At 58.1% G+C, this 24,534-nt stretch carries 24 protein-coding genes and 1 riboswitch; of the genes, 18 read left to right on the top strand and 6 right to left on the bottom strand.

The features are described from left to right. Positions 1–193: 193 nt before the first annotated feature. On the top strand, positions 194–901 hold the full coding sequence (locus tag QPL96_RS15100; RefSeq protein WP_303288138.1) for a Crp/Fnr family transcriptional regulator: 708 nt from the start codon (positions 194–196) through the stop codon (positions 899–901). 93 nt (positions 902–994) lie between these two features. Here the strand turns inward: QPL96_RS15100 and wrbA are convergent, their stop codons facing one another. After that, on the bottom strand, positions 995–1,594 hold the full coding sequence (gene wrbA, locus QPL96_RS15095) for an NAD(P)H:quinone oxidoreductase (protein ID WP_303288137.1): 600 nt from the start codon (positions 1,592–1,594) through the stop codon (positions 995–997). Positions 1,595–1,784: 190 nt separating this feature from the next. On the opposite strand from wrbA, the gene QPL96_RS15090 reads away from it, so the two are divergent. The 4 genes from QPL96_RS15090 to QPL96_RS15075 all read left to right on the top strand — a co-directional run bounded on the left by QPL96_RS15090 (position 1,785) and on the right by QPL96_RS15075 (position 6,066). After that, positions 1,785–2,450, top strand: a complete 666-nt coding sequence (locus tag QPL96_RS15090; RefSeq protein WP_303288136.1) for a hemolysin III family protein — start codon at positions 1,785–1,787, stop codon at positions 2,448–2,450. 59 nt (positions 2,451–2,509) lie between these two features. Then, positions 2,510–3,667, top strand: coding sequence for an NnrS family protein (locus tag QPL96_RS15085; protein WP_303288135.1), 1,158 nt, complete (start codon positions 2,510–2,512; stop codon positions 3,665–3,667). Positions 3,668–3,924: 257 nt separating this feature from the next. Continuing rightward, complete coding sequence (locus tag QPL96_RS15080; protein ID WP_303288134.1) at positions 3,925–5,517, top strand: antiporter; 1,593 nt, start codon at positions 3,925–3,927, stop codon at positions 5,515–5,517. Between the two features lie 171 nt (positions 5,518–5,688). Beyond that, on the top strand, positions 5,689–6,066 hold the full coding sequence (locus QPL96_RS15075; RefSeq protein ID WP_303288133.1) for a globin: 378 nt from the start codon (positions 5,689–5,691) through the stop codon (positions 6,064–6,066). A 165-nt stretch (positions 6,067–6,231) separates the two neighbouring features. Here QPL96_RS15075 and QPL96_RS15070 read toward each other — a convergent pair whose 3' ends face one another. Further along, entirely contained in the window at positions 6,232–7,734 is a 1,503-nt protein-coding gene (locus QPL96_RS15070) for an MFS transporter (protein ID WP_303288132.1), read from the bottom strand. Positions 7,735–7,781: 47 nt separating this feature from the next. Next, on the bottom strand, positions 7,782–8,243 hold the full coding sequence (locus QPL96_RS15065) for a universal stress protein (protein ID WP_303288131.1): 462 nt from the start codon (positions 8,241–8,243) through the stop codon (positions 7,782–7,784). A gap of 295 nt (positions 8,244–8,538) precedes the next feature. Here QPL96_RS15065 and QPL96_RS15060 point away from each other — a divergent pair, with 295 nt between their 5' ends. Together QPL96_RS15060 and QPL96_RS15055 are read left to right on the top strand one after the other, a co-directional pair. Then, complete coding sequence (locus QPL96_RS15060; protein ID WP_303288130.1) at positions 8,539–9,861, top strand: nitrate/nitrite transporter; 1,323 nt, start codon at positions 8,539–8,541, stop codon at positions 9,859–9,861. Positions 9,862–9,958: 97 nt separating this feature from the next. Continuing rightward, positions 9,959–10,127: riboswitch (yybP-ykoY riboswitch) on the top strand. 6 nt (positions 10,128–10,133) lie between these two features. Continuing rightward, positions 10,134–10,691 carry a manganese efflux pump MntP family protein gene (locus QPL96_RS15055; protein WP_303288129.1) on the top strand — a complete coding sequence of 186 codons (558 nt, stop codon included), beginning with the start codon at positions 10,134–10,136 and terminating at the stop codon, positions 10,689–10,691. A gap of 119 nt (positions 10,692–10,810) precedes the next feature. On the opposite strand, the gene QPL96_RS15050 is transcribed toward QPL96_RS15055, so the two are convergent. Next, a complete protein-coding gene (locus QPL96_RS15050; protein ID WP_303288128.1) occupies positions 10,811–11,185 on the bottom strand; it encodes a SirB2 family protein in 375 nt (124 codons plus the stop codon). A gap of 126 nt (positions 11,186–11,311) precedes the next feature. Here QPL96_RS15050 and QPL96_RS15045 point away from each other — a divergent pair, with 126 nt between their 5' ends. The 3 genes from QPL96_RS15045 to fabB all read left to right on the top strand — a co-directional run bounded on the left by QPL96_RS15045 (position 11,312) and on the right by fabB (position 14,466). After that, positions 11,312–12,496, top strand: coding sequence for an NnrS family protein (locus QPL96_RS15045; RefSeq protein ID WP_303288127.1), 1,185 nt, complete (start codon positions 11,312–11,314; stop codon positions 12,494–12,496). Between the two features lie 237 nt (positions 12,497–12,733). Beyond that, positions 12,734–13,243, top strand: a complete 510-nt coding sequence (gene fabA / locus QPL96_RS15040) for a bifunctional 3-hydroxydecanoyl-ACP dehydratase/trans-2-decenoyl-ACP isomerase (protein ID WP_303288126.1) — start codon at positions 12,734–12,736, stop codon at positions 13,241–13,243. Positions 13,244–13,254: 11 nt separating this feature from the next. After that, a complete protein-coding gene (gene fabB, locus QPL96_RS15035; protein ID WP_303288125.1) occupies positions 13,255–14,466 on the top strand; it encodes a beta-ketoacyl-ACP synthase I in 1,212 nt (403 codons plus the stop codon). A 6-nt stretch (positions 14,467–14,472) separates the two neighbouring features. On the opposite strand, the gene QPL96_RS15030 is transcribed toward fabB, so the two are convergent. Then, positions 14,473–14,829 carry a helix-turn-helix transcriptional regulator gene (locus QPL96_RS15030; protein WP_303288124.1) on the bottom strand — a complete coding sequence of 119 codons (357 nt, stop codon included), beginning with the start codon at positions 14,827–14,829 and terminating at the stop codon, positions 14,473–14,475. Between the two features lie 206 nt (positions 14,830–15,035). On the opposite strand from QPL96_RS15030, the gene yegQ reads away from it, so the two are divergent. The 8 genes from yegQ (at position 15,036) to QPL96_RS14990 (ending at position 23,305) form a co-directional block, all read left to right on the top strand. Further along, positions 15,036–16,364: a tRNA 5-hydroxyuridine modification protein YegQ gene (yegQ, locus tag QPL96_RS15025; protein WP_303288123.1), complete on the top strand. Its 1,329-nt coding sequence runs from the start codon at positions 15,036–15,038 to the stop codon at positions 16,362–16,364. Between the two features lie 475 nt (positions 16,365–16,839). Next, a complete protein-coding gene (sufB, locus tag QPL96_RS15020) occupies positions 16,840–18,288 on the top strand; it encodes a Fe-S cluster assembly protein SufB (RefSeq protein ID WP_303288122.1) in 1,449 nt (482 codons plus the stop codon). Between the two features lie 90 nt (positions 18,289–18,378). After that, positions 18,379–19,167 carry a Fe-S cluster assembly ATPase SufC gene (gene sufC / locus QPL96_RS15015; protein ID WP_303288121.1) on the top strand — a complete coding sequence of 263 codons (789 nt, stop codon included), beginning with the start codon at positions 18,379–18,381 and terminating at the stop codon, positions 19,165–19,167. Positions 19,168–19,180: 13 nt separating this feature from the next. Beyond that, complete coding sequence (gene sufD, locus QPL96_RS15010; RefSeq protein WP_303288120.1) at positions 19,181–20,467, top strand: Fe-S cluster assembly protein SufD; 1,287 nt, start codon at positions 19,181–19,183, stop codon at positions 20,465–20,467. A gap of 6 nt (positions 20,468–20,473) precedes the next feature. Beyond that, positions 20,474–21,727 carry an aminotransferase class V-fold PLP-dependent enzyme gene (locus QPL96_RS15005; RefSeq protein WP_303288119.1) on the top strand — a complete coding sequence of 418 codons (1,254 nt, stop codon included), beginning with the start codon at positions 20,474–20,476 and terminating at the stop codon, positions 21,725–21,727. 13 nt (positions 21,728–21,740) lie between these two features. After that, positions 21,741–22,094, top strand: coding sequence for an iron-sulfur cluster assembly accessory protein (locus QPL96_RS15000; protein WP_303288118.1), 354 nt, complete (start codon positions 21,741–21,743; stop codon positions 22,092–22,094). Between the two features lie 72 nt (positions 22,095–22,166). Then, positions 22,167–22,709, top strand: a complete 543-nt coding sequence (sufT, locus tag QPL96_RS14995) for a putative Fe-S cluster assembly protein SufT (protein WP_117618334.1) — start codon at positions 22,167–22,169, stop codon at positions 22,707–22,709. A gap of 125 nt (positions 22,710–22,834) precedes the next feature. After that, positions 22,835–23,305: a SufE family protein gene (locus QPL96_RS14990; RefSeq protein WP_303288117.1), complete on the top strand. Its 471-nt coding sequence runs from the start codon at positions 22,835–22,837 to the stop codon at positions 23,303–23,305. 13 nt (positions 23,306–23,318) lie between these two features. Here the strand turns inward: QPL96_RS14990 and QPL96_RS14985 are convergent, their stop codons facing one another. After that, on the bottom strand, positions 23,319–24,530 hold the full coding sequence (locus QPL96_RS14985; protein WP_303288116.1) for a flagellar assembly protein T N-terminal domain-containing protein: 1,212 nt from the start codon (positions 24,528–24,530) through the stop codon (positions 23,319–23,321). Positions 24,531–24,534: the final 4 nt, after the last annotated feature.

The raw sequence follows: 24,534 nt of genomic DNA, 5'->3' as shown, positions 1-24,534 counted from the left end.
ACCCGGGGTCAGATGTGAACCTGGGGTCAGATGAAAGCGTTCATCTGACCCCAGGTTCACCGAGCCATCCCTGGCCCTCCCGCTACTTCACCGCTCTAATCGATTCAGTGAAAAAGCCTTAATGATTTAAGTCATTTCAAAACATGTTTTTTTGATACGATAATTGATCCACAGTCCAAACAGGGTCAAAGCCATGAATTCAATTTTCAGGCCAGACGTATCCTCGCCCCCCTGCATGCTCGGAGAAGACAATACGGATATCATCCAGCAAGATACCGCGCCAGAGTCGACGGCGCTGCTGAATGGCCTGAGCCGGGTATTCGGCATCCGCCTGGCAGGCCATGAAAACGATCCGGACGCACGGTTTCTGGCAGACCTGGCCCGCCTGTTTCATCCGTGCCGGGTTGACGCCGAAACCGCCATGGAGAAGCACGACACCCCCTGGGCGAATGTTTACCTGGTTCAGTACGGCATCATGCGGCTTTTCCGGGAAGCACCCAGCGGCAAGGTCTCCGTACACCATTTCTTTTCCGAGGGCGATATGGTCTGGCCGGTCTTTGGCCGCAGCCGCACCGTACGAAACACACTCTGCCTGACCACGGTAACGCCGGTAACTGCCTGGATGGCTGATTTTTCCGCTTTCCGGTCCGCAATCCAGTCTCAGGGTGAGGGGCTCTGGCCCAGGTTCGCCCTGGCCCTGACCGAGGAGATAGCAGAGCTGACCAGCATGAGGGAGTTCCGGAAACACACCATGCCCGCCCGGGAACGGTATAAGTTGCTGCTTGAAGAATATCCGGAACTGGTCAGGCGTGTACCAGACAATCAGCTGGCGTCCTGGCTGGGAGTGGTTCCTGCCACCTTCTCCCGACTGAAAACCGGTGCTGCGAGCCACTGGTCGTAAGTTCCGGAACAGGGCCGGCTACAACCTAAAAAAGGGCAGCAAGCTCTCGCTTGCTGCCCGGAAAAACACTCAACGCCTGACCATACTTTGCCGTTAGCCGTGCAGCTTTACCGCCAGCTCAGCCACATGCCTGCCCTGGTAACGGGCAATCGTCAGTTCTTTCTCACTGGGTTGCCGGGAACCGTCACCACCGGCAATGGTGGAGGCACCGTAGGGCGTTCCGCCGCGAACTTCGGAAATGTCGAATAACTCCGGAATCCCATAGCCCAAGGGCACAATCACCATGCCGTGATGCGCCAGGGTGGTCCAGAACGAGCTGATCGTATGCTCCTGGCCGCCACCGGTTCCGGTCGAGGTGAATACACTGGCCAACTTGCCATGGAGTTTGCCTCCAGCCCACAGGCCACCGGTCTGGTCCAGGAAGGTGCGCATCTGGCCGGCCATGTTGCCAAACCGGGTCGGTGTACCGAAGATGATGGCGTCGTAATCCGCCAGCTCTTTCGGATCTGCCACCGGGGCTTCCTGGTCCGCCTTGCCGCCGGCACTCAGGAACGCCTGATCGGCCATGGTTTCCGGAACCCGTTTGATAGTGATCTCAGCACCGTCTACATCTTTGGCGCCTTCAGCGATTGTGTTTGCCATGGTTTCGATATGGCCGTACATCGAGTAGTAAAGGACAAGTACTTTTGCCATCGGGAAAAACCTCCTCTGTCTGTCATTTGGTAAACTCAGAATAACCAGCGACGGATGACAGAGAAACCGGAAGTTTTCCAGCAGGTCGTTCAGTTTTTCTGAACAGGGTCCAGGGTGCTCACCCCTGGCTATTGCGTACACCTGTACGCTAAAGTAGTTTATGAGCATGACTGATACGGAAGACCTTTCGATGACAACAGCCCCACCCCCTGCGCAAAACATCCACCATCGCATCGAGGAATGGCTAAACAGTGCCACCCATGGTGTGGGCGCCCTGCTCAGCGTTGTCGGTACCGTCGCCCTGATCGTGGGTGCCAGCCAGCTCGGTGACGCCTGGAAGATTGTCAGCTTCGGTATTTTTGGCGCTTCCCTCATTCTGCTGTATATGGCTTCTGCCCTTTATCACGGGGCCCGGCGCCCGGAATTGAAAAGAGCCTTCAAGACCCTTGATCACTGCGCCATCTTCCTTCTGATCGCCGGCACCTACACGCCCTTTCTCCTGGTGAACATGCGGGGAACCGTGGGCTGGACCCTGTTCGCGGTAATCTGGTCACTGGCCTTCACGGGCGTGGTGCTTAAGATTATTTTCAGGAACCGCTTCAGGCTGGCGCGTGTCGGTATCTACCTGGCCATGGGCTGGCTGATCACCTTTGCTTCCCCGGATCTGGTTGCCAGCCTGAGTGAGACGGCCCTGAACCTAACCATCGCCGGCGGTATTTTGTACACCGCCGGTGTCGCCTTTTACCTGGCAGACCGCATTCCCTACATGCACGCCGTCTGGCACCTGTTCGTAATCGGTGGCAGCGCTTGCCATTTCAGCGCCATTTATTTCGGCGTCCTGCCCTATACAGCCTGATCAGAACCCCCACACCATCGCCATCAGTACGCCCCACGTGAGCGGGTCAAGGACACGAGATGACGTCGGACAACCCGGGGATGCCCCGTAAAAACATGCATGCGTTCTGGCTGTTCTTTCCTGCGGCCGCGCTTCTGGCCGCATTGGCAGTACCTCTGTCCGTTTACAGCGCTCTGTCTGGCACAGGCTGGCCTCCGGGACTTTTGGGCTCAGGGCATGGCCATGAACTGGTTTTCGGCTTTGCCCTGGCCCTGATTGCCGGCTATACCCTGGGTCCCCAACCGCGGCGAATTCTTGCCCCCCTGTTCCTGTTGTGGCTTCTTGCCCGGATCAGCTGGTTTCTGGCGCCACAGAGCCTTGCCGCCCAACTGCTCAGCCCGGCTTTTGCCCTGTTGCTCGCCCGCCATGCCGTGCCAAGATTCCAGGCTGCCAAGAAATGGCGTAACCGGATCGCAGGCCCGCTGATCCTGGTTATTTGCCTGTTAGCGGTCGTTTTCTGGCTTGCCAATAGCGCCCTGGCCGTAAGTATTCGGCCAATGCCCGGAACCCGGCCGGTAATGACGGCCGCCATTGTCGGCCTGTTGCTGCTGATGACGTTTATCGGGGGCAGAATCATCGCCCCGGCAGTGGCGGGAACCCTGGAGAAGCGGGGCATTTCCCTGGAGGCAAGGGTGCAACCACGGATTGAAGGGATGCTGCTGATCATTCTGCCGCTGGCACTGGTTCTGGCCTTTATGCCATTCGCGACCGCGGTCGCAGGACTACTACTGGTGATCTCGGCCTTTCTGGTTGTGGTTCGCGCCATCCGCTGGAAGCTTTGGCATTGCGGAAACCGGCCGGATTTGCTGGTTCTGACCTTTGGTTATCTCTGGCTGGCGGCAGGCGCCGGCGCCACCGGATTCAGTCTTTTGCAGCGAACTGACCCAATTCCCGCCATCCATCTGATCACCATTGGCGCCCTTGGCACGCTGTCCACCAGCGTCATGCTCCGGCTGGCCTGGCAGCGCGCCCGGCGGACCACGCCACCCTCCTGGCAGGTTATCGGTATTGCCATCGGCATGGCCATTGCGGCGCTCGCCCGGTTTGATGCGGGCGTTACGCCTTTTGCTAAACCCCATATGCTCTGGTTGTCAGCTGTGAGCTGGTCCGGCACCTACACTCTCGTCGCCCTGCAGCTTGTTGTACTGTTCCGGCACAGCCAGAACCGCCGGAAATGATTGGCTACCTCTACTGCGCCAGCAGTCCGGATGCCTACCCAATTCGGAATACAACCATCGCATCCAGTTGAATTCATTGAATTTTAAGACACAAAAACATCTTTGGATTTTCGCTGGAAAACTGAACAGCTTGCCCATCATTTTGTCCTTGAGAATTATCAAGCATGACTCCCCGCCCTGCTTTGCACAATGGTGTCGAGAAGCCCGGATGCCGCCAGGCATGCGGTCGGGGGCATGTTAAACGAGGAGTCAAAATCATGGCCAAAACCAACGCAGACATCGATAACTGGGATGTCGAAAGCGAGGAATTCTGGGAGCAGGAAGGCAAACGTATTGCTTCCCGCAACCTGTGGATTTCCATCCCCAGCCTGCTGATAGGCTTTGCCGTCTGGCTGATGTGGGGGATGATCACCACCCAGATGAAGAACCTGGGTTTTCCCTTCAGTATTGAACAGTTGTTTACCCTCTCTGCGATTGCCGGCCTGTCCGGCGCCACCCTGCGGATCCCGGCCTCGTTCATGATCAAGATTGCCGGCGGGCGAAACACGGTTTTCCTGACCACCGCCCTGCTGATGATTCCCGCTGCCGGGACCGGCATTGCCCTGATGAACCCGGATACACCCTTTATCGTGTTCCAGGCCCTGGCGCTGCTCTCCGGTATCGGTGGTGGCAACTTTGCCTGCTCCATGAGCAACATCAGCACCTTCTACCCGAAAAGCAAACAGGGCTACGGCCTGGGCATGAATGCGGGGCTGGGTAATTTCGGCGTAACCACCATGCAGGTCGTCATTCCGCTGGTGATGACCGCTGGCATCTTCGGCGCCCTGGCCGGTGACCCGATGCAACTGCAGAGCCCGAGCGGCACGCTCATTGGTCGTATTGAGGCGGGTACCGACACCTGGATCCAGAACGCCGGCTTTATCTGGCTGGTATTTTTGATTCCGTTGGCGTTAGCCGGCTGGTTCGGCATGAACAACCTGAAAGTGGTTACCCCCAACCCCGGCAATCCAGTGTCCGCATTTGGCAAGATTCTCGGGCTTTACGGCGTCGGACTTCTGACCTCCATTGCCGGTGTCTGGGCCCTGGGTGTGCTGAACATGTGGCTGGCCCTGCCCCTGACCATCGTGCTTACGCTGATTCTTCTGCGACTGATCCCGGGCGACATCAAGCCCAACATCCAGAACCAGTTTGCCATTTTCAGCAACAAGCACACCTGGTCCATGACCGTGCTCTACATCCTGACCTTCGGCTCGTTTATCGGCTTCTCAGCCGCCCTGCCGCTGTCCATCAGCGTTATCTTCGGCAACATGATGGACGTTGCGGCCGACGGCACGGTAACCCGGGTGGTGAACCCTGATGCCCCAAGCGCCCTGACCTGGGCCTGGATGGGGCCGTTTGTGGGCGCCCTCATTCGCCCGGTCGGCGGCTGGATTTCCGATAAGGTTGGCGGCTCCATCGTTACCCAGATCATTTCCGTAGTAATGGTCGCCGCCTCCGTGGCCACCGGCTACGTGATGATGCTGGCGTACAACTCCACCGATCCGAACACCTACTTTGCGCCCTTCCTGATTCTGTTCATCATCATGTTCGCCGCCAGCGGTATCGGCAACGGCTCCACCTTCCGCAGCATCGGCTTCATCTTCAACCAGCAGCAGAAGGGCCCGGTTCTGGGCTGGACATCAGCGGTTGCCGCCTACGGCGCATTCATTGCGCCACGGGTGATGGGCCAGGAAATCCAGGCTGGCACTCCGGAAGTGGCCATGTACGGGTTTGCGGTGTTCTACGCACTCTGTCTGGTGGTTAACTGGTGGTTCTACCTGCGCAAGAATGCTTACATAAAGAATCCTTGACACTCTTGGCACTGAGGTAGTGCGTAAACCGGCGCCAATGGATGGCGCCGGTTTTTTGTGCCGGGAACTTCCCATCATAAGCTTACCCTTCCCCAGTCAAGTGACGGACTCGCCCGCAAATGCTAGATTCAGAGTAGTGGGGCCCAGTCCCACGGAATCAGGGAGCCTGCCATGTCCTTCGAAGAAATCTTTGACGCAAGCTACAAACGCGTGCTTCAAACCCGGCCCGGCACCCCTGAGTTTTTTGAAGCCTTCTACCGCCGCTTCCTGATGTCTTCGCCAGAAGTCCGGGTGCTGTTTCGAAACACGGATATGGCCGTTCAGCGGAGGATGCTTAAAAAGTCTTTTTTCAGCCTCGTAGCGTTCTACGCCAGCGACAGTGTTGACGATGTCCTCCATCGGATTGCTTGCCTTCATAGTGCTCGCCATCTCAACGTCGAGCCTCACCTTTACGACCTCTGGCTTGAGTGCCTGATAGATACCGTAAGAGTCTATGACCGGGAATGCAGTGACGATGTCGAACTGGCCTGGAGGCTGGTCCTGTCCTGAGTCCCGGAATTACGTATATGAAGTTCGGGTATGATCACTTCTGAGCGCTGGCAGACCAGCGTTTTCGCAGCGGTACGCTAAAGTGGAGCTTTCGGAAAAGCTTTCCCACCAACGAAAAAGCCGCCGGGCAATGCCTCGGCGGCCTGACTGTTCATCGTTGGAGCCTCACCCGGTAGCAACAGCCTGCCGGCGACGCTCTTCCTCTTCAATCTGCAGATCCACGGAAGACACATGGTATTCCTCGGAAAATCCGCTCTCCGGCTCTTTCAGCCACATCATGCACAGCAGCCAACTGACGAATGCGCCACCGGCAATGATGTAGAAGAACTGAGAGGGCGTTACGAAGGTGAAAATAGTGAGGTACACCACCGCGCCCACATTGCCATAGGCACCGGCCATCCCGGAAATCTGGCCGGTGAGGCGGCGCTTGATGGAGGGAATGATTCCAAAAGTGGCGCCTTCCGCACCCTGCACAAAGAAGGACGTGAACACGGTGATTCCCACGGCGATGATCAGGGGCCAGCTGGAGTTCATCAGGCCCATCAGCGCGAAGCCCACCGAGATCCCGAACATGTAGCTGAGCATCACGAACCGGCGATTGCCCATACGGTCTGAAACCAGGCCACCCATCGGTCGCGCCACCAGATTCACGAAGGCGAAGGAAGCCGCGATCAGGCCGGCAGCGGTGGCACTCAGGCTCCAGGTTTCCTCGAAGAACATCGGCAGCATGGAAACCACCGCCAGCTCGGCACCAAAGTTGGCGAAGTAGGTGCTGTTCAGGGCGGCCACACTGTTGAACGGGTATTTGTCATCCTCGGGCACGCCTTTTTTAAGGATCGGCACGTTCACCCTCAGGATCTGGACAATCTGGTAGCTCACGATGGCGACAATCACAGCGTAGCAAATGGCCGCTCCGGTGGCACTCAGGTACCCCATGTTCTCGATACGCCAGACCAGGATGCCCAGCACACCCACCAGCGGAATGGTCCACAGGATCAGCTTGATCATGTCGCCCCAGCTGCTGACTTCCAGCGCCACGGCCTTGCGTGGCTTGCGATGAACCGTGCCAACAGGGCCGTCGGTAATCGCGAACCAGTAGTAAACGCCGTAAGCCGCCATTACGATCGCGCTTTGGGCGATGGCCCAGCGCCAGCCGTCTTCACCACCATACATGTGTAACGCAATGGTTGGCAGTGTAATGGCCGCCGCGGCAGAGCCGAAGTTGCCCCAGCCGGCATAAAAGCCCTCGGCAAAGCCAATGTCTTTTGGCTTGAACCACATGGCGGTCATGTGGATACCCACCACAAAGCTGGCACCGATGGAGCTGAGCACCAGACGGCTGACCAGGAGCTGGGTCATGGTGTTGCCGAAGGCAAATACCAGGGCAGGAATGGCCATCAATACCATCAGTACCGAGAACACCCGGCGGGGGCCGAAGCGGTCCAGGGCCATGCCCACGATAATCCGGGCAGGTATGGTCAACGCTACGTTGGCGATGGCGAACAGGCGAAGATCATCCGCGGTGAGCCAGTTGACGCTTTTGAGCATACTGGATGCCAGCGGCGCCATGTTGAACCACACGTAGAAGGTTATAAAGAATGCAATCCAGGTCAGGTGCAGCGCCCTGACTTCCGGATTTTTGACGCGGAAAACGTCTGCGACTTTCATGTCAGCCTCCCTGGGCTATCAGATACGGAAACGGTTAATCACCAGGCTCAACGGCTGGGCAAAATAAGGAGCGGACACTGGATTCGGCGGGCGAGGAAGGAACTCACGCTGCCGAAGGTCATGTAATCCAGTTCGTCCACGAAATAGGTCAGCGAGCGGGCGATAAATCCACCGTCCGGTTCATGGCTGTGGCGCGCAATAACGAGCATGTCGGGATGGATCTTTTTCTCCGCGGCGTACAGCAGCATCTTTCTGGCATCTCCCTCCAGAAGCAGGGTTTCAGCGGAGATCTGCTCCTGCCCGCACACGCCCAGGGCCTCGGCGAGGTGCTCTTTCAGTTCGGCCACTTCCTGTTGGAAAAACTCTTCGTTTCCGGAGGTGATATCCCGCGGGTTTTCAGCCACCGCAACCAGGGTGATCACAGGTTTGAGATCGCGGAACATGGTGATGGTCTGAGCCAGCGCCAGCCTGGCGTTCCTCGAACCGTCGTAGGCAATCATGATGTTCATTTGTGGGTTCTCCCGAAGGCGTTTCGGCGCCCTTGCAAGGGGCAGGCATTGATATCTTCCAGCATTAGCCCACACTCAGGCGCAGGCGATAATTGATGAAAATCAACGATGACAGCGCGTACCCCACGAGAGAAATCAAGGGCCTACCCCCTGATCACAAAAATCTCCAATCGCCTACCACCAGCGCACCCAGCAGGAGGTACCACCAATGCCCCGCGTCGAAAAACCCTGCTTTTGGTAAGGTTTAGGGGATGTTTTCAGACGTCGTCCAATGAATGCCCGGAAGGAGCGGAGCATGGCCAACAGCCCGTCAAAACCAGAGCAATACCGTGCGCTCGGTTTATCCACATTCGCCTTCACCCTGTGCTTTGCGGTGTGGACCATTTTCTCCATCATCGGAATCCGCATCAGCGAAGATCTCGGGCTGTCAGATACCCAGCTCGGCCTGCTGATGGCGACGCCCATTCTCACCGGCTCCATCAGCCGGCTGTTCCTCGGCATATGGACAGACCGCTATGGTGGCCGCTGGGTATTCGGTATCCTGATGCTTACCGCCGCCGCCTGGGTGTACCTGCTGACCTTCGCAACCACTTACCTGATGCTGCTGGTGGGCGCCCTGGGCGTTGGCCTGGCCGGCGGCGCCTTCATCGTCGGCGTGGCCTATACGGCAGCATGGTTTGAACCGGAACGGCAGGGAACAGCACTGGGGATTTTTGGCGCGGGCAATGTGGGTGCTGCGGTAACCAACTTCGGGGCCCCGTTCCTGCTGGTCGCTTTCGGCTGGCAGAGCACCGCACAAATCTACGCCACTGTGCTGGCAATCATGGGCGTGGCCTTTATCCTTCTTGCCAAAGAAGACCCAATGGCCGCAGAGCGCGCCGGCACCGGGGCCAAATCCTTCATGGAACAGATGGAGCCGCTGCGCGAGCTGAGGGTCTGGCGGTTTGCTTTGTACTATTTCTTCGTATTCGGCGCTTTTGTCGCCCTGGCGCTCTGGCTGCCTCACTTCCTGATCGGCGTTTACGGCCTGGACATCAAAACGGCAGGTATCATCGCGGCGCTCTACACCATTCCCGCGTCGCTGTTCCGCATCCTCGGGGGCTGGATGTCGGACCGTTTCGGCGCCCGCCGGGTGATGTACTGGACCTTCGGTGCCTCCGTTGCCTGTACCTTCCTGTTGAGTTATCCGCCCACCGAGTATGTGGTCCAGGGCATCGATGGCGATATCCGCTTTACCCTCGAGATGAGCCTGCCGGTGTTCGTGGCGCTGATCTTTATCCTGGGTTTCTTCATGTCCCTGGGTAAGGCGGCGGTCTACAAGCACATTCCTGTCTACTATCCCATGCACGTGGGCGCTGTGGGTGGCGTAGTCGGGATGATTGGCGGGCTCGGGGGATTCATTCTGCCTCTGGCCTTCGGCGTGCTGAACGACCTCACCGGAATCTGGCAGAGCAATTTCATGTTGATGTTTGTGATCGTCGCAGCCGCCCTGGTGTGGATGCACTACGCCATACGGTCCGCAGAGCGGGTTGAGTGGGCTGCCAACGAGGAACGAACCGATTTGCCAGAGCTGGCCTCTCCCCAACTTTTCTACCCGCTCAACCGGAAAAAGCCATAACCGGCCATAACCGGATAATTCCCTGGGCTGTCAGACGAAACTCTGAACTGAGGCAAATGAAAGGCAGGTTTGCAATCGTCCCGCATGATTGCTAACTTATCGCTTCGTTGGGGAGTAGCCTGCTTCCGGATCCAGGAAGCGTTCGTATCAACATAATTGGCCACATGCCATGGTGCGAACACCTCTCGGTTGGCGAGACCATCGATATATCCATGCCCAAGGTCGGGCGTGTGGATATGTCGTGGACTCGATAGCCCGGCCGGAGTCAGTTTATGAACCCAATTGCCCTCCTTCTGCTTGCCTTTGCCATGTCTACAGATGCTTTCGCTGCCGCGATTGGCAAGGGGGCAAGCCTTAAAACCCCCCGCCTCACCGAAGCCTTTAAAGTGGGGCTTATCTTTGGTTTGATCGAAGCCACTACCCCGCTTATTGGCTGGCTGATTGGAAAGTCCGCCTCTGGTTATATAGAAGCCTGGGATCACTGGATCGCATTTGCACTCCTGGTCATCCTTGGTCTGCATATGATTTACGAGAGCGTGAAACCTGATGAAGATGGAATAGCAAAACCTGCGAAACAGTCATTACTCCGGACCTGTCTCACAGCTCTGGGCACCAGCATCGATGCCATGGCCGTTGGCGTAGGCCTGGCATTCATCAATGTTAACATTTGGGTGGCTGCTGCTTTGATCGGATTGGCAACAACGCTCATGGTTACCCTTGGCATAATGCTGGGACGCGCTGTAGGGTCTGTTTTAGGTCATCGCGCCGAAATTTTTGGCGGTCTTACCCTAATCGCAGTCGGCTTCTGGATATTGTCCGGACACCTGTAACGACTTGATTCTGGCACCGAGGTTTTCACCTCAAAGGTTCCGGGCGCTTTTATCAGCCGCCGAACTGTAAGATTTCCGACAATATCCGAAGGCAATCACAGATACCGGGCGCAGTCGTTTCAGAACACCGGCTTGGTCACGGCCAGATGGAAAATGGCGGCAATCTGCACCAGCGCAAGCACGGCTGCCACAATCCGGGTTGGTGCTCCCAGGGTTGTTCTGAGCGCAAACAGACCGGCAATGATGTAACCGATCAACAGGAAGATCTTAGCCGTCAGCCAGCCATGCACAAAAGGCATCCACGGCGTCACAAACAACAGGCTGATGGCTGCCGCCAGCAGGACCGTGTCGTTCACATGCGGAATCCAGCGCAGCGGTGTTTTCCGCCAACCGGGCTTACCGACGGCATCCAGCAGCAAACGCAGTGCAAACAGCACAACGGTCAGGAAGGCCGTGGCCATATGCAGGTGCTTGAGAATCAGGTAGGCACTCATAGATCATCCGGTTTTGAATCAAAGCGATAGCAGTATTGTACGCAAAGATACCCCCAACCGGGTATGTTCTTTTCATCGGCCTGAATATAACATGTACTGTAATTATATGTATAAGCGGAGACAACCATGCAGGTGATCCCCACAACCGGTCAAACCGACGCCGCCAGCGTCAGCCAGCTTTTCAGCTATCCGTTCCGGATTTTTTTCCTGTCCATGACGGCACTGGCGTTGCTCGCTATTCCCCTCTGGGTCATGCAGGTTAATGGTGTGATCAACCTGCCCCTGGCCCTGCCGGGCCTGTTCTGGCACCAGCATGAAATGCTGTTTGGGTTCCTGTCGGCGGCCATCGCCGGCTTCCTGCTGACCGCGGTCTGCGTGTGGACCCAGACGGAGCGCACCCACGGAATCAGGCTGGCATTGCTCTGGGGCGTCTGGCTGGCCGGCCGCCTTCTGCTTGCTTTCGGTGCAGGCCTGCCGGACTGGCTTGTGCATGCAGTGAACCTGGCATTTCTGCCCCTGATCATGCTGGATGCCGGCTGGCGAATCTGGCACGCCCGCCAGAACCGCCAACTGCTGATCCTGCTGGTTCTGGGACTGCTCTGGCTGATGCAGATCGGATTCGTGACCCAACTGGATATGACCTTCAGCTACGGCGCCCTGATCATAGCCATGGCGCTGATCAGCATCATTGGTGGGCGCATCACTCCGGCCTTTACCACCGGCTGGCTTCGTCAACGAGGGCTGGACAGCGCTGCCGTGAAAACTGTTCCAGCCCTGGATATGGCCACATTGTTCAGCCTGATTCTGCTGATGGCCTCACTGGTCACTGGCTGGCAAACCGTCACCGGCGTATTGGCCATTGTTGCAGGCACCCTGATGCTGGTGCGACTGGCAGGCTGGAAAGGCTGGCTGGTTCGTAAGGAACCACTGCTCTGGGTTCTTCACCTGTCCATTCTCTGGGTGCCGGTGGCCCTGTTCCTGCTGGCCGGCACATTGCTTGCCGGCTGGCCATCCAACGCCTGGAGCCACGCCGCCGGCACCGGTGCGGTGGCCTGCCTGATTCTCGGTGTCATTGCCCGCGTTTCCCTGGGGCACACCGGCCGCCCGCTGGTGCTACCCAAAGGCATGGTCGCCGCCTTTATTGCCATCCACCTGGCGGCACTCATCAGGGTTCTCACCGCTTTTGAAGTCGTCCCCTGGCACCCGGGTATCGGCAGCAGCACCCTGCTGTGGCTGTTCGCCTTCGGCGTGTTCCTGTACCGCTATACCGCCATCCTTGCCAGCCCAAGACCAGACGGCAAGGCAGGCTAGAAGCCCCCACCGGAACTTTGGGCCGGGCGCCGGACCCCGCCTCCAAAACTGTGTGTTGCCAGGGATGGCAACACCACGCCCCCAAGAACGGGTTCACGGCGTGTTTTGGAGGCGCGGTTCGGCGCCCGGCTTTCATCGAATAGGGAAAATGCCAATCATCCACTAATGGTCAATACCTCCACGCCAAATTCGCGCTAAAGTATGAGGAAATCATTTTGTAACAGAGACACTGGCACTATGAACCCGGATCATTTTGATAAAGAAGACCTGAACAGATGTGGCCACGGCACACTCTTCCCCGGCTCCATGCGTCTGCCCATTGATGAGATGCTGATGTTCGACCGCGTTACCCATATAGCAGATAACGATGGCCTGTATGGCAAGGGCAGTATCGTGGCGGAACTCGATGTCAACCCGGACCTCTGGTTCTTCAAGGTGCACTTTGTTGACGACCCCGTTATGCCCGGCTGCCTGGGGCTGGACGCCATGTGGCAGCTGGTCGGCTTCTTTCTGGCCTGGGGTGGCGGAGAAGGCAAGGGCCGTGCCCTGGGTTCCGGTGAAGTAAAGTTTACCGGCCAGGTGCTGCCTACGGCCAAAAAAGTGACCTACCGCCTGGATCTCAAGCGCGTGATCAGACGCAAGCTGACCATGGCAATTGCCGATGGCCGGATGGAAGTGGACGGCCGGGAAATTTACACCGCCAAGGACCTCCGGGTTGGCATGTTCACCTCGACCGATGATTTTTAGGAGTTAACAAGATGCGTCGTGTTGTAATTACTGGCATGGGCATTGTTTCCAGCCTTGGCACCAACCAGAAGGAAGTCACCCAGTCCCTCAGGGACTCCCGCCCCGGCATCGGCTTCAGCGAAGAGGCGCGGGACAAGGGCCTTCGCAGCCACGTCTGTGGCCAGATAAACCTGAACCTTCCGGAACTGATCGACCGCAAACTCTGGCGCTTCATGTGCCCGGCCTCAGGCTATACCTACCTGGCCATGCTTGAAGCCATCGAACAGGCCGGCCTGACCGACAAGCACATCAAGGCCGACACCACAGGCATTATTTTCGGCCAGGGTGGCGCCTCCACGGTTGAGCTGCTCGATTCCATCGATACCCACCGCGACCGTGGCATCCGCCGGGTTGGTCCCTACCGCGTGCCCCGCACCATGGGCAGCGCCATTAACGCCTCTCTCGCAACCGGCTTTGGCATCCGCGGTATCAACTACGGCATTACCTCCGCCTGTGCCACCAGTGCGCACTCCATTGGCCACGCTGCGGACCTGATTGCACTGGGGCGTCAGGATGTGATGTTTGCCGGCGGCGGCGAGGACATCCACTGGACCCTGAGCTTGCTGTTTGACGCCATGGGCGCCCTGTCCACCAAGTACAACGACACGCCGGAACTGGCTTCACGCACCTATGATGCCAACCGGGACGGCTTCGTTATTTCCGGTGGTGGCGGTGTTCTGGCCCTCGAAGCGCTGGAACACGCGGAAGCGCGCGGCGCAAACATTCTGGCGGAGATCGTCGGCTTCGGCGCGACTTCAGACGGTGCCGACATGGTTGCCCCGAGCGGCGAGGGCGCAGTGCGCTGCATGAAGCAGGCCATGAAAAATCTGGACGGCGAGATCAGCTACGTCAACACTCACGGCACCAGCACCCCGGCAGGCGATATCACCGAGCTGAAAGCACTGAAAGAAACTTTCGGCAACAACATCCCGCCGCTGAGCTCCACCAAACCCCTGTGCGGCCATGCATTGGGTGCGGCAGGCGTGCATGAGGCCATTTACAGCCTGATCATGCTGCGCGAGGGTTTCATTGCCCCATCGGCCAACATCCAGACCCTTGATGAAGGGGCCGAAGGCTACCCCATCGTTCGGGAGCGCATGGACAACCAGAATCTGGACCTGGTAATGAGCAACAGTTTCGGCTTCGGCGGCACCAACGCAACGCTGGTGTTCAAAAAGATCTGAGCCGGATCAGGACAGCCTGACAGAACGATATTCAGCCGGGGACGTTCCCATCCAGCGCTTGAAAGCCCGGCTGAATGCGCTCAACTCCGAGAACCCGAGCTGCTCTGCAATTTCCACCAGTGGCTTGGTTTTGTCCTGCATGTAGGCCAGCGCCTGTTCGCGGCGAACCTCCTCAAGCAAGCGGGCAAACGTCAGCCCTTCACGCTTCAGTTTCTTATGCAACGTATAACGGCTCATATGCAACTGCGACGCCACTACTTCCACACCAACCTTGCCACGGGCAAGCTGCACACTGATCAGGGAACTTACCCTAAGACTCAGCGAAGCCCGCGCCACCTCTGGCGCCAGAGGCTTTGATCCCATCTGAAACTCCTCTTTTCCGATTCTGTGGCCATATCGACCGAGGCTGTGAGCGTACACTTGTTAGCCGAAAACAATCAATGCTACCTTTGAGCAGGGTCAAGGGAACTTCCTCCAACGCACGGCAAAATACCCCGCTTTTCAGAATAGCGGCATCCCTGCCAGGACCCGCCAACCAGACTGACCTGAACGAAGCGCCCGGAGCCAACATGAACACCCCGGAACTGCTTGCCCCCGCAGGCACCCCTGAACACCTTGAAACCGCCTTTGCTTACGGTGCGGATGCCGTATACGCCGGCCAGCCCCGCTACTCCCTGAGAGTAAGGAACAACAGTTTCAAGGACGTTGCAGCCCTCGGCTCCGGAATCGCAAGGGCCCATGAGCTTGGCAAACAGTTCTACCTTGTCTCCAACATAGCACCTCACAACAACAAGGTACGCAGCTACCTGAAAGATCTGGAGCCGGTACTGAAACATAAACCCGACGCCCTGATCCTGTCGGACCCCGGACTGATCATGCTGGTGCGGGAAAAATGGCCGGACCAGCCCATACACCTCTCGGTGCAGGCCAATGCCGTGAACTGGGCGACGGTGGAGTTCTGGCGCAGGCAGGGCATCAGCCGGGCAATCCTTTCCAGGGAACTGGCTCTTGACGAAATTCGTGAGATCCGCGACCGGGTCCCGGACATGGAGCTGGAAGTCTTCGTGCACGGCGCCCTATGCATGGCCTATTCCGGCCGCTGCCTGCTCTCTGGCTACATGAACCACCGGGACGCCAACCAGGGTGCCTGCACCAACGCCTGCCGCTGGAACTACAAGGAAGTCCGGCACAGCCATGACCAGACCGGCGACCTGATCACCACCTGCAGCGACAGCGGCGGTGTGCAGGACGTGGAGCCAAAGGAAATCCTTCTGGAGGAGCCCAATCGCCCTGGAGGCTTCATCCCCGCGTACGAGGACGAACACGGCACCTACATCATGAACTCGAAAGACCTGAGGGCCGTCCAGCATGTAGCGGAACTGGCCAAAATGGGCGTCCACTCCCTGAAAATCGAAGGCCGTACCAAAAGCACCTACTACGTAGCCCGCACCACCCAGGTGTACCGCCGGGCCATCGACGAGGCCGTACACGGCAAGCCCTTTGACATGAACCTGATGGACGAACTCGAAGCCCTCTCCAACCGAGGCTACACCGAAGGCTTCCTCCGCCGGCACGTACCCCGGGAATACCAGAGCTACGAACAGGGCTCCTCATTCCTCGGTACCCAGCAGGTGGTCGGCACCATCACCGACACCGACGACCAATGGCTGACCATCGACGTAAAAAACAAATTTGCCCCCGGCGACCAACTAGAGCTGATAAACCCAGCCGGCAACATCCGCTTCTCGGCCAGTATCATGGAAAACCGAAACGGCCAGACCATGGACTATGCGCCTGGCAGCGGGCATATCGTTCGTATTCCGAAACCGGCCGATCTTCCACAAACTCTGGAGCACAGCTATCTAACCAAAATCTTGCCCTCGGCGCATAGCAATTAGTCTGAGGAGGGGTGAGCGGGAAGCCTGCCCAGACTGTGTGTTGCCAGGGATGGCAACACCAAGCCCCCATGGATGGGTTCACGGCGTGTCTGGGGAGGCTTCCCGCTCACCCCGCCCTGCACTCACCTCAAAAGCTCCAGTCTTACAAGAACCTGACTATCAGCCTCATTACCACCCCCTTAGTGCCCCAAAGGCCGATTAAGGTATAATCACCCCGCGCACAAATTAATACCTGACTAATTTACTCTGGTATTGTATAATCGCCAGCCAGAAGCAACGGATTCAGCCTGATTTCTGCTTACTTTTCAGCATCAGGCTACCGGAGATCCGTCATCCGAAAAATGATTGCAGGGCGTACTCACCGGATGAGCGACCACTGCAACACCCAGACTGATGACATCCGACCGGCAGCCCATGAGGCTGCCGGCGACACCAAGGGCGAAAGCCCGCGATGAGAGAATACGGAGCGACGATCATGGCGACCACCGACACCGAGGTGAACGAGCTGATCAAACGGGAATACGAGCACGGATTTGTAACAGACATCGAATCCGACACCTTCGAACCCGGCCTTAATGAAGACGTTATCGCCCGCCTTTCCGGCATCAAGAAAGAGCCGGAGTGGATGCTGGAATGGCGCCTGAAAGCCTACCGTCGCTGGCTTGAAATGGACGAGCCGGACTGGGCACACGTGGGCTACCCGAAAATCGACTACAACTCGATTTCCTACTATTCCGCGCCCAAGCGCAAGGAGGACATGCCCCAGAGCCTGGACGAAGTGGACCCGGAACTTCTGAGAACCTACGAGAAACTGGGTATTCCCCTGCATGAGCGCGAAAAGCTGGCAGGCGTAGCCGTCGATGCAGTATTCGATTCCGTTTCCGTCGCAACCACCTTCAAGGAGCCCCTCGCCAAAGCCGGTGTGATTTTCTGCTCCATCTCCGAGGCCGTCCGCGATTATCCGGAACTGGTGCAGAAGTACCTGGGCACCGTGGTGCCCCACGGCGACAACTTCTTTGCCGCACTGAATTCGGCGGTCTTCTCCGACGGCACCTTCGTGTATGTGCCCAAGGGCGTGCGCTGCCCCATGGAGCTGTCCACCTACTTCCGCATCAACGCGGCCAACACCGGCCAGTTCGAGCGCACCCTGATCATCGCCGACGAAGGCAGCTATGTAAGCTATCTGGAGGGTTGCACGGCGCCCATGCGGGACGAAAACCAGCTGCATGCGGCTGTGGTTGAGCTGGTGGCCCTGGACGACGCCCAGATCAAATACTCCACCGTGCAGAACTGGTACCCGGGTGATGAGGAAGGCAAGGGCGGCATCTTCAACTTCGTCACCAAGCGTGGTGCCGCCATCGGCAAGAACTCCAAAATCTCCTGGACCCAGGTCGAGACCGGTTCAGCAATAACCTGGAAGTACCCGAGCTGCATCCTGCGCGGCGACAACAGTGTGGGCGAATTCTATTCCGTGGCGCTGACCAATAATTACCAGCAGGCCGACACCGGCACCAAGATGATCCATCTGGGCAAGAATACCTCCAGCACCATCATCTCCAAGGGTATTTCCGCCGGCAAGAGCTCCAATGCCTATCGCGGGCTGGTGAAATTCGGCCCCGGCGCGGAAGGCGCGCGCAACTTCACCCAGTGTGATTCGCTGCTCATTGGCGACCGCTGCGGTGCGCACACCTTTCCGTACATAGAGAGCAAGAACAAGTCCGCCATTGTCGAGCACGAGGCCACCACGTCCAAGGTCAGCGATGAGCAGATGTTCCTCTGCCGCCAGCGTGGTATCGATCCGGAGCAGGCCGTGTCCATGATCGTGAACGGCTTCTGCAAGGAGGTGTTCAGGGAACTGCCGATGGAGTTCGCTGTCGAGGCCGGCAAGCTGCTCGAAGTGAGCCTCGAAGGGTCCGTTGGTTAACTATTTTGCCTCGCTGCGCCGAATGTTTTGCGGGCACCGAAACGGTTTAATTTACATACAGAATTTCAGAATACAGAGAGAAGCCGACAAATGCTGAGCATCAAGAACCTGCACGCCTCCGTTGAGGACAAAGAAATCCTCAAGGGTATCAACCTGGAGATCAAGGCCGGGGAAGTTCACGCCATCATGGGCCCCAACGGCTCTGGTAAGAGCACCCTGTCGCAGGTGCTGGCAGGCAACGAGGCATTTGAAATCACCGAAGGGGAAGTAACCCTGAACGGCGAAAACCTGCTGGAGCTTGAAACCGAGGAACGCGCCCGTGAAGGCATTTTCCTGGCATTCCAGTACCCGGTGGAGATTCCCGGCGTGAGTAATCTTCAGTTCCTGCGTACCGCGGTAAACGCCATGCGCCACCACAAGGGTGAGGGCGAGATGAACGCGGCGGAATTCATGAAGCTGGCCAGGGAGGTCTCCAGACAGGTGGATCTGGATCCGGCCTTCCTGAAACGCGGCGTCAATGAAGGCTTCTCCGGCGGCGAGAAAAAGCGGAACGAAATCATGCAGGCGCTTCTGCTGCAGCCGAAGCTGGCTATTCTGGATGAAACCGATTCCGGGCTGGACATCGACGCCCTGCAGGTGGTCTCCAACGGCGTTAACGCTCTGCGCGCAAAAGACCGTGCTATCTTGATGGTGACCCACTACCAGCGCCTGCTGAACCACATTGTGCCGGATTACGTGCACGTGCTGGCCGGCGGCAGGATCGTTAAATCCGGTGGCCGTGAGCTGGCCCTGGAGCTGGAAGAACGTGGCTACGGCTGGCTCGGCATCAAGGATGACGAAACCGCCGACAGCCCAGCCAATGCTTCTGGCAGCTATTAAAGGAGGTCGCGGAATGAGACCAGCACCAACCCTTTCCACCGCGTTCCTGCATCCGGCCGGGGGTTCATTGCCGGAGCCTCTGGCTGCGCTGCGCAAGCAGCAGGGCTCCGGCCTTGTGGATTTGCCGCTGCCCACCCGGAAAACCGAGAACTGGAAATACTCGAGCAAGTACCTGAAGCTGACCGACGATATGGCCATCTCGCTGCCTGCGGAAGGCAAGTCCGGCAGCAGTCTGGCGGTGCCCGGCTACAAGGTAGTATTGCTGAACGGCATCATGATGCCGGAAGCCAGCGACTACCCGGACCTGGATGGCATAACCATTGAGCGCTTCGAGGATCTGGACAGCGACACCGCCACCTGGCTGGCCGGGCGTCTCGATCACGCCCTGGATAGCCGGTCAGTGCAGATCTCCCGCCTCAATAGCGCGCGGTTCGAAGATGGCCTGCTGATTCGTCTGAAGCCCGGCGCGGTTCTGGACCAGCCACTGTTCATTGTTCATGAAACCCAAGCCGATGGCAGTGGCTCTGCCTACCCGCGCATTTACGTGGACGCCGGCGCTAACAGCCAGATCACCCTGGTGGAAGAGTATATCTCCGGCGGCAGCGAATCGGTCATGGTGAACACGGTAACCGAGCTGAACCTTGGTGAAGGTGCCAACGTCACCAGCATCCGCCTGAATATGGAGGGTGAGAATGTTCAGCACATTGGCGCTACCGGCGTCCTGCAGCAGCGCAGCTCCCGCTTTGAAAGCCACTGCGTTGGCTTCGGCGGCCTCCTGCGCCGGCACGACCTGCAGGTTCGCCTGGAAGGTGAAGGGGCGGAGTGCAAGCTCAACGGCGTGGTGGTAACCCAGGACAAACAGCACTACGACAACCACACCACCATTGAGCACGTGGCGGCCCGCTGCAACAGCGAAGAAACCTATCGCAACATCGCCGCGGATCAGTCCCACGCGATTTTCAACGGCCGGATTCATATCCACCAGGACGCCCAGAAGTCCAACGCAAATATGAACAACAAGAACCTGCTGCTGTCCAACGGCGCAGAAATCGACACCAAGCCGGAGCTGGAAATTTACGCCGATGACGTAAAATGTGCCCATGGCGCCACCATCGGCCAGCTTGATGAAATCTCACTGTTCTACCTGGTTTCACGGGGTATCGGCCGGCGTGAAGCCAATGTCCTGCTCACCATGGCCTTCATTAACGAGCTGGTGGAGCAGATCCCGGTAGAAGCCGTTCGAGAAACGACTCAGGGTCGCCTGAACCAGTTCTTCGAACAGACTTTCCAGGAGGCGTGACCGGTTATGACCGATCTGTCCGTGGTAAGCACAACCAGGCGCCCGACCTTCGATGTGGAGGCCATTCGCCGGGACTTCCCGATCCTGTCACAGCAGGTGAACGGAAAGCCGTTGGTGTATCTCGATAATGGCGCCTCGGCCCAGAAGCCAGAGGCCGTGCTGGACGCCATGGACCGCTATTACCGGGAAATGCACGCCAACGTTCACCGGGGTGCCCACACTCTCGGGGATCGGGCTACGGTCGCCTTCGAAGGCTCCAGAGAGACGGTTCGCAACTTCCTGAACGCCGAAAGTACCCGGGAAATCATCTGGACCCGCGGCACCACAGAAGCCATTAACCTGGTCGCCAACGGCCTGGCACCGCGATTGAAAGCCGGCGATGAGATCCTGGTCAGCCACATGGAGCATCACGCCAACATTGTGCCCTGGCAGATGATTGCCGAGCGTACCGGCGCAAAAGTGGTGCCCATCCAGATAACGCCGGACGGTGAGCTGGACCTGGAATCCTTTACCAGCCTGCTGAACGAGAAGACCCGGATACTGGCAATAACCCATGTCTCCAACGTGCTGGGCACGGTCAATCCGGTGGCGGCGCTGATCGAGCAGGCCAAGGCCCTCGGCATCATCACCCTGGTGGATGGCGCACAGGCGGTACCCCATTACCAGCCGGACGTCCGGGCGCTGGGTTGCGACTTTTACGCGTTCTCATCCCACAAACTGTTTGGCCCCACCGGCATTGGCGTTCTCTACGGCAAGGCTCAGTTGCTGGAGGAGATGCCTCCCTACCAGGGCGGTGGCGAAATGATTGAGCGGGTATCGTTCGAGCGCACCACCTGGAACACCCTGCCCTACAAGTTTGAAGCCGGCACACCAGCCATTGCTGAAGCCGTGGGCCTGGGGGCCGCTATCGACTATCTCCAGGGTCTGGATCGCCAGGCTATGGAAACCGCGGAATCGGCGCTGCTCGAGCGGGCCAACCAACTGGTGGAAACCGTTCCGGGCATGGAAATCATTGGCACCGCAAAACGGAAAGTGCCGGTGATGTCCTTTAAAATTGCCGGCCTGCACCCCAGTGATATAGGTACCCTGCTGGATCAGCAGGGTATCGCCATCCGCACCGGCCACCACTGCGCCATGCCGCTGATGGATTTCTACGGAGTTCCCGGTACAGCCCGGGCCTCCTTTGCGTTCTACAATACCCTGGACGAGGTGGAAGCATTGTTTACCGCCCTGCGGAAAGTCCAGCGCCTGTTTGCCTGATGGAGGTGGAATCATGACAGCCGAAGTCTTCACCCCGACCGTGGCCGTCACCATGACGCCCGGCGCGGTTACACACGTGCGCAAACAACTGGAGAAGAAACCGGGTGCCAAGGGCATCCGGCTGGCCATCAGGAAAAGTGGTTGCTCCGGCTTCAAGTACGAAACCCAGTGGGTGGAAGAAGCCGCAGCCGACGACAGGGTGTTTCATATTGATGGCGTTGACGTCTTCGTTAAAGAGGAACACCTGCCACTGGTGAACGGCATCGAGATCGATTTTGTCACCGAAGGCGTGAACTCCATGTTCCAGTTCCGCAATCCGAATGCGACCGCCGAGTGCGGGTGCGGCGAGAGTTTTACCGTAGCGTGAAATTGGGGTCAGATGAAAAGTTCATCTGACCCCACACTAATAAACACAGGATACAGCGAGGCCAGTCTGGGCATGCAAGAACGGGAAGTGGTCCTGACCAAACGCGAGGTGGAAGCCAGACTCGTTCCTTCCGGGACAGAGATCATGATTCCTTCGGACACCTTCGTGACCATCACACAGTCACTGGGTGGTACCTTCACCGTTGCCGTCAACGGCAACCTTGCCCGCATCGAGGGCCATGACGCCGACGCCCTTGGCAAGCAGCCACTGGAAAGCAGCTTCGACACACCGGAAGACGGCACCGTCAACGAAAATCAGGTGTGGGAAGCGATGCGCAACTGCTACGACCCGGAAATTCCGGTTAACGTAGTGGACCTCGGCCTGATCTACGAATGCAAGATCGAGAACGGCACCGAAGACGGCAACCACGTGTACGTCAGAATGACGCTAACCGCTGCCGGTTGTGGCATGGGGCCGGTGATCACCGAAGACGTCAAGCGCAAGCTCGAACATGTGCCGAACGTCGACAAGGTGACCGTGGAACTGACCTTCGATCCGCCCTGGAGCAACGACATGCTCACCGATGAAGCCAAGCTTGAACTGGGGATGCTGTGAAGGTTGAAGGTGGGGTCAGAAGAAAGCCTTCTTCTGACCCCGTTTTCCCCGCAGGCTTCAAACCGCTAACATGGGGTCAGATGAACGCATTCATCTGACCCTGTTTTCATAACAGTAGCAATCACATGACCGCCACCAAAGACGATTTCCTGAACAACCCGCTCGGCAAAAACACCACCCTCGAAGACGTTCTGGATGGCTTTGAGTTGCTGGACGACTGGGAAGAGCGCTACGCCTATATTATCGACCTGGGCAAACAGCTGCCGGCCTTTCCGGACGAAGCCCGGATTGAAGAGAACTATGTGCACGGCTGCCAGAGCCAGGTCTGGCTGATTCACCATTACGACGACGCCAGCGGCCGCCTCTACCTGCTGATTGATTCAGATGCCATGATTGTTCGTGGCCTGGCTGCCATCATTCTGGTAGCCCTGAACGGGAAACCCCCACGGGACCTGCTGGCAACCGACATTGATGAGCTGTTCGAGCGCTTGGATCTGTTCCGCCACATTTCCCCCACCCGAGGCAATGGTCTGCGGGCCATGGTTGGCAAGATCCGGGATATTGCCGCCGCCGAGTTGGCTGACGCCGCAGACTGAACGAGCTCAACGCCTACCACAGAATGGCAATATCATCCCTCTGGATATTCACGATGCCACCCAACTGCGGCATGGTTCCGCGGCTGGTCTGAGGCTGAACCCTGTCCAGGGTTACAGAAAGCTGGCTATCGTTCAGTTCCTGCGTGGCACCGGGTGAATCCAGGTAAGCGGTGCTGCGGTACAGCTTCAATTCGTCGCCAGGCCTGAGCCCCGCGGTCGCGCCGGATTCCAGCGTCACGGAATGCCCATCCACCCGGGCAATCCGGGTCATAAACGGCTGACAAGCCAGGGCCTCGGTAACCGCTGTCGCCATTTCTTCAATAACGCCATTTACAGACCGGCCATAGGCGGTTTTCCGGAATCCTTCCGAACCAAAGCCGACTGATCTGCCGGGGCCTGCATCCCAATCGGCTGATATCGCAAACCCCTGCTGATAGACAGGGGAGCCGCTGAATCCGTCATACACGACAAGATCCGCAGCAAACCGGCGTTGCTGATCCACCGCACCAATGCCACGCTGCATTCTGTCCAGAACCGATGTACCCCAGGCAGAGGGGTCAGCCACACCCAGATCCCGGATAACGCCGGTTACCACGAACTGAACCTCCATTTCACGGGCCACTTGCAACACATTGGTCAACTGGTTGTTGCCCTGCCAGACAGTGGGTGCGTTCAGAAGGTCGGTAAACATCCGTGATGTGGTAGCGCCAAAGACCTGAAATCCACCCTGCTCCATCAACCGCTGCTGCAACTGTTGCGGCAAGATTTCGCCGGCATCATCGATGCGCCCCACGCTGGCCTGGTCCGGGTAGAGCACCGGAAAACCCGTGACAGCTACCTGTTTTTTCAGCCGGCTCGACTCGCCGGCATGGCACTGTCCACGGCTCTCACTGATATCACCCCGTACAACCACCCGCAGCAAATTGCCGCTCTGGTACTCGTCAATTATCCGTACATTTCGTGTCCGCGCACTGGAAGCCAGGCGCATCCGCGATTCGGTAATCACACCGTTTTCCATGGTGTCGTGGGTGCTCACCCGAGCTTCATACTGCAAAGAGAGATCCCGGATGGCAGCCTTTCGGGCCTCGGCGCGGGCGGTCTCAAGATCCCCGTTATAGATACTGGCGTGGCCCACACCCTCCAGAACCACGGCCTGCACCCCGGTGGCAAACACCAGCGGCAGGGCCAGGGCGCACAGCAATACCAATGACGACAAACGCTTCATAACT

The organism is Marinobacter sp. SS8-8, from assembly GCF_030540945.1.
In the GTDB taxonomy this organism is placed as follows: domain Bacteria; phylum Pseudomonadota; class Gammaproteobacteria; order Pseudomonadales; family Oleiphilaceae; genus Marinobacter.
This window is presented reverse-complemented; position numbering and strand designations above follow the sequence as displayed.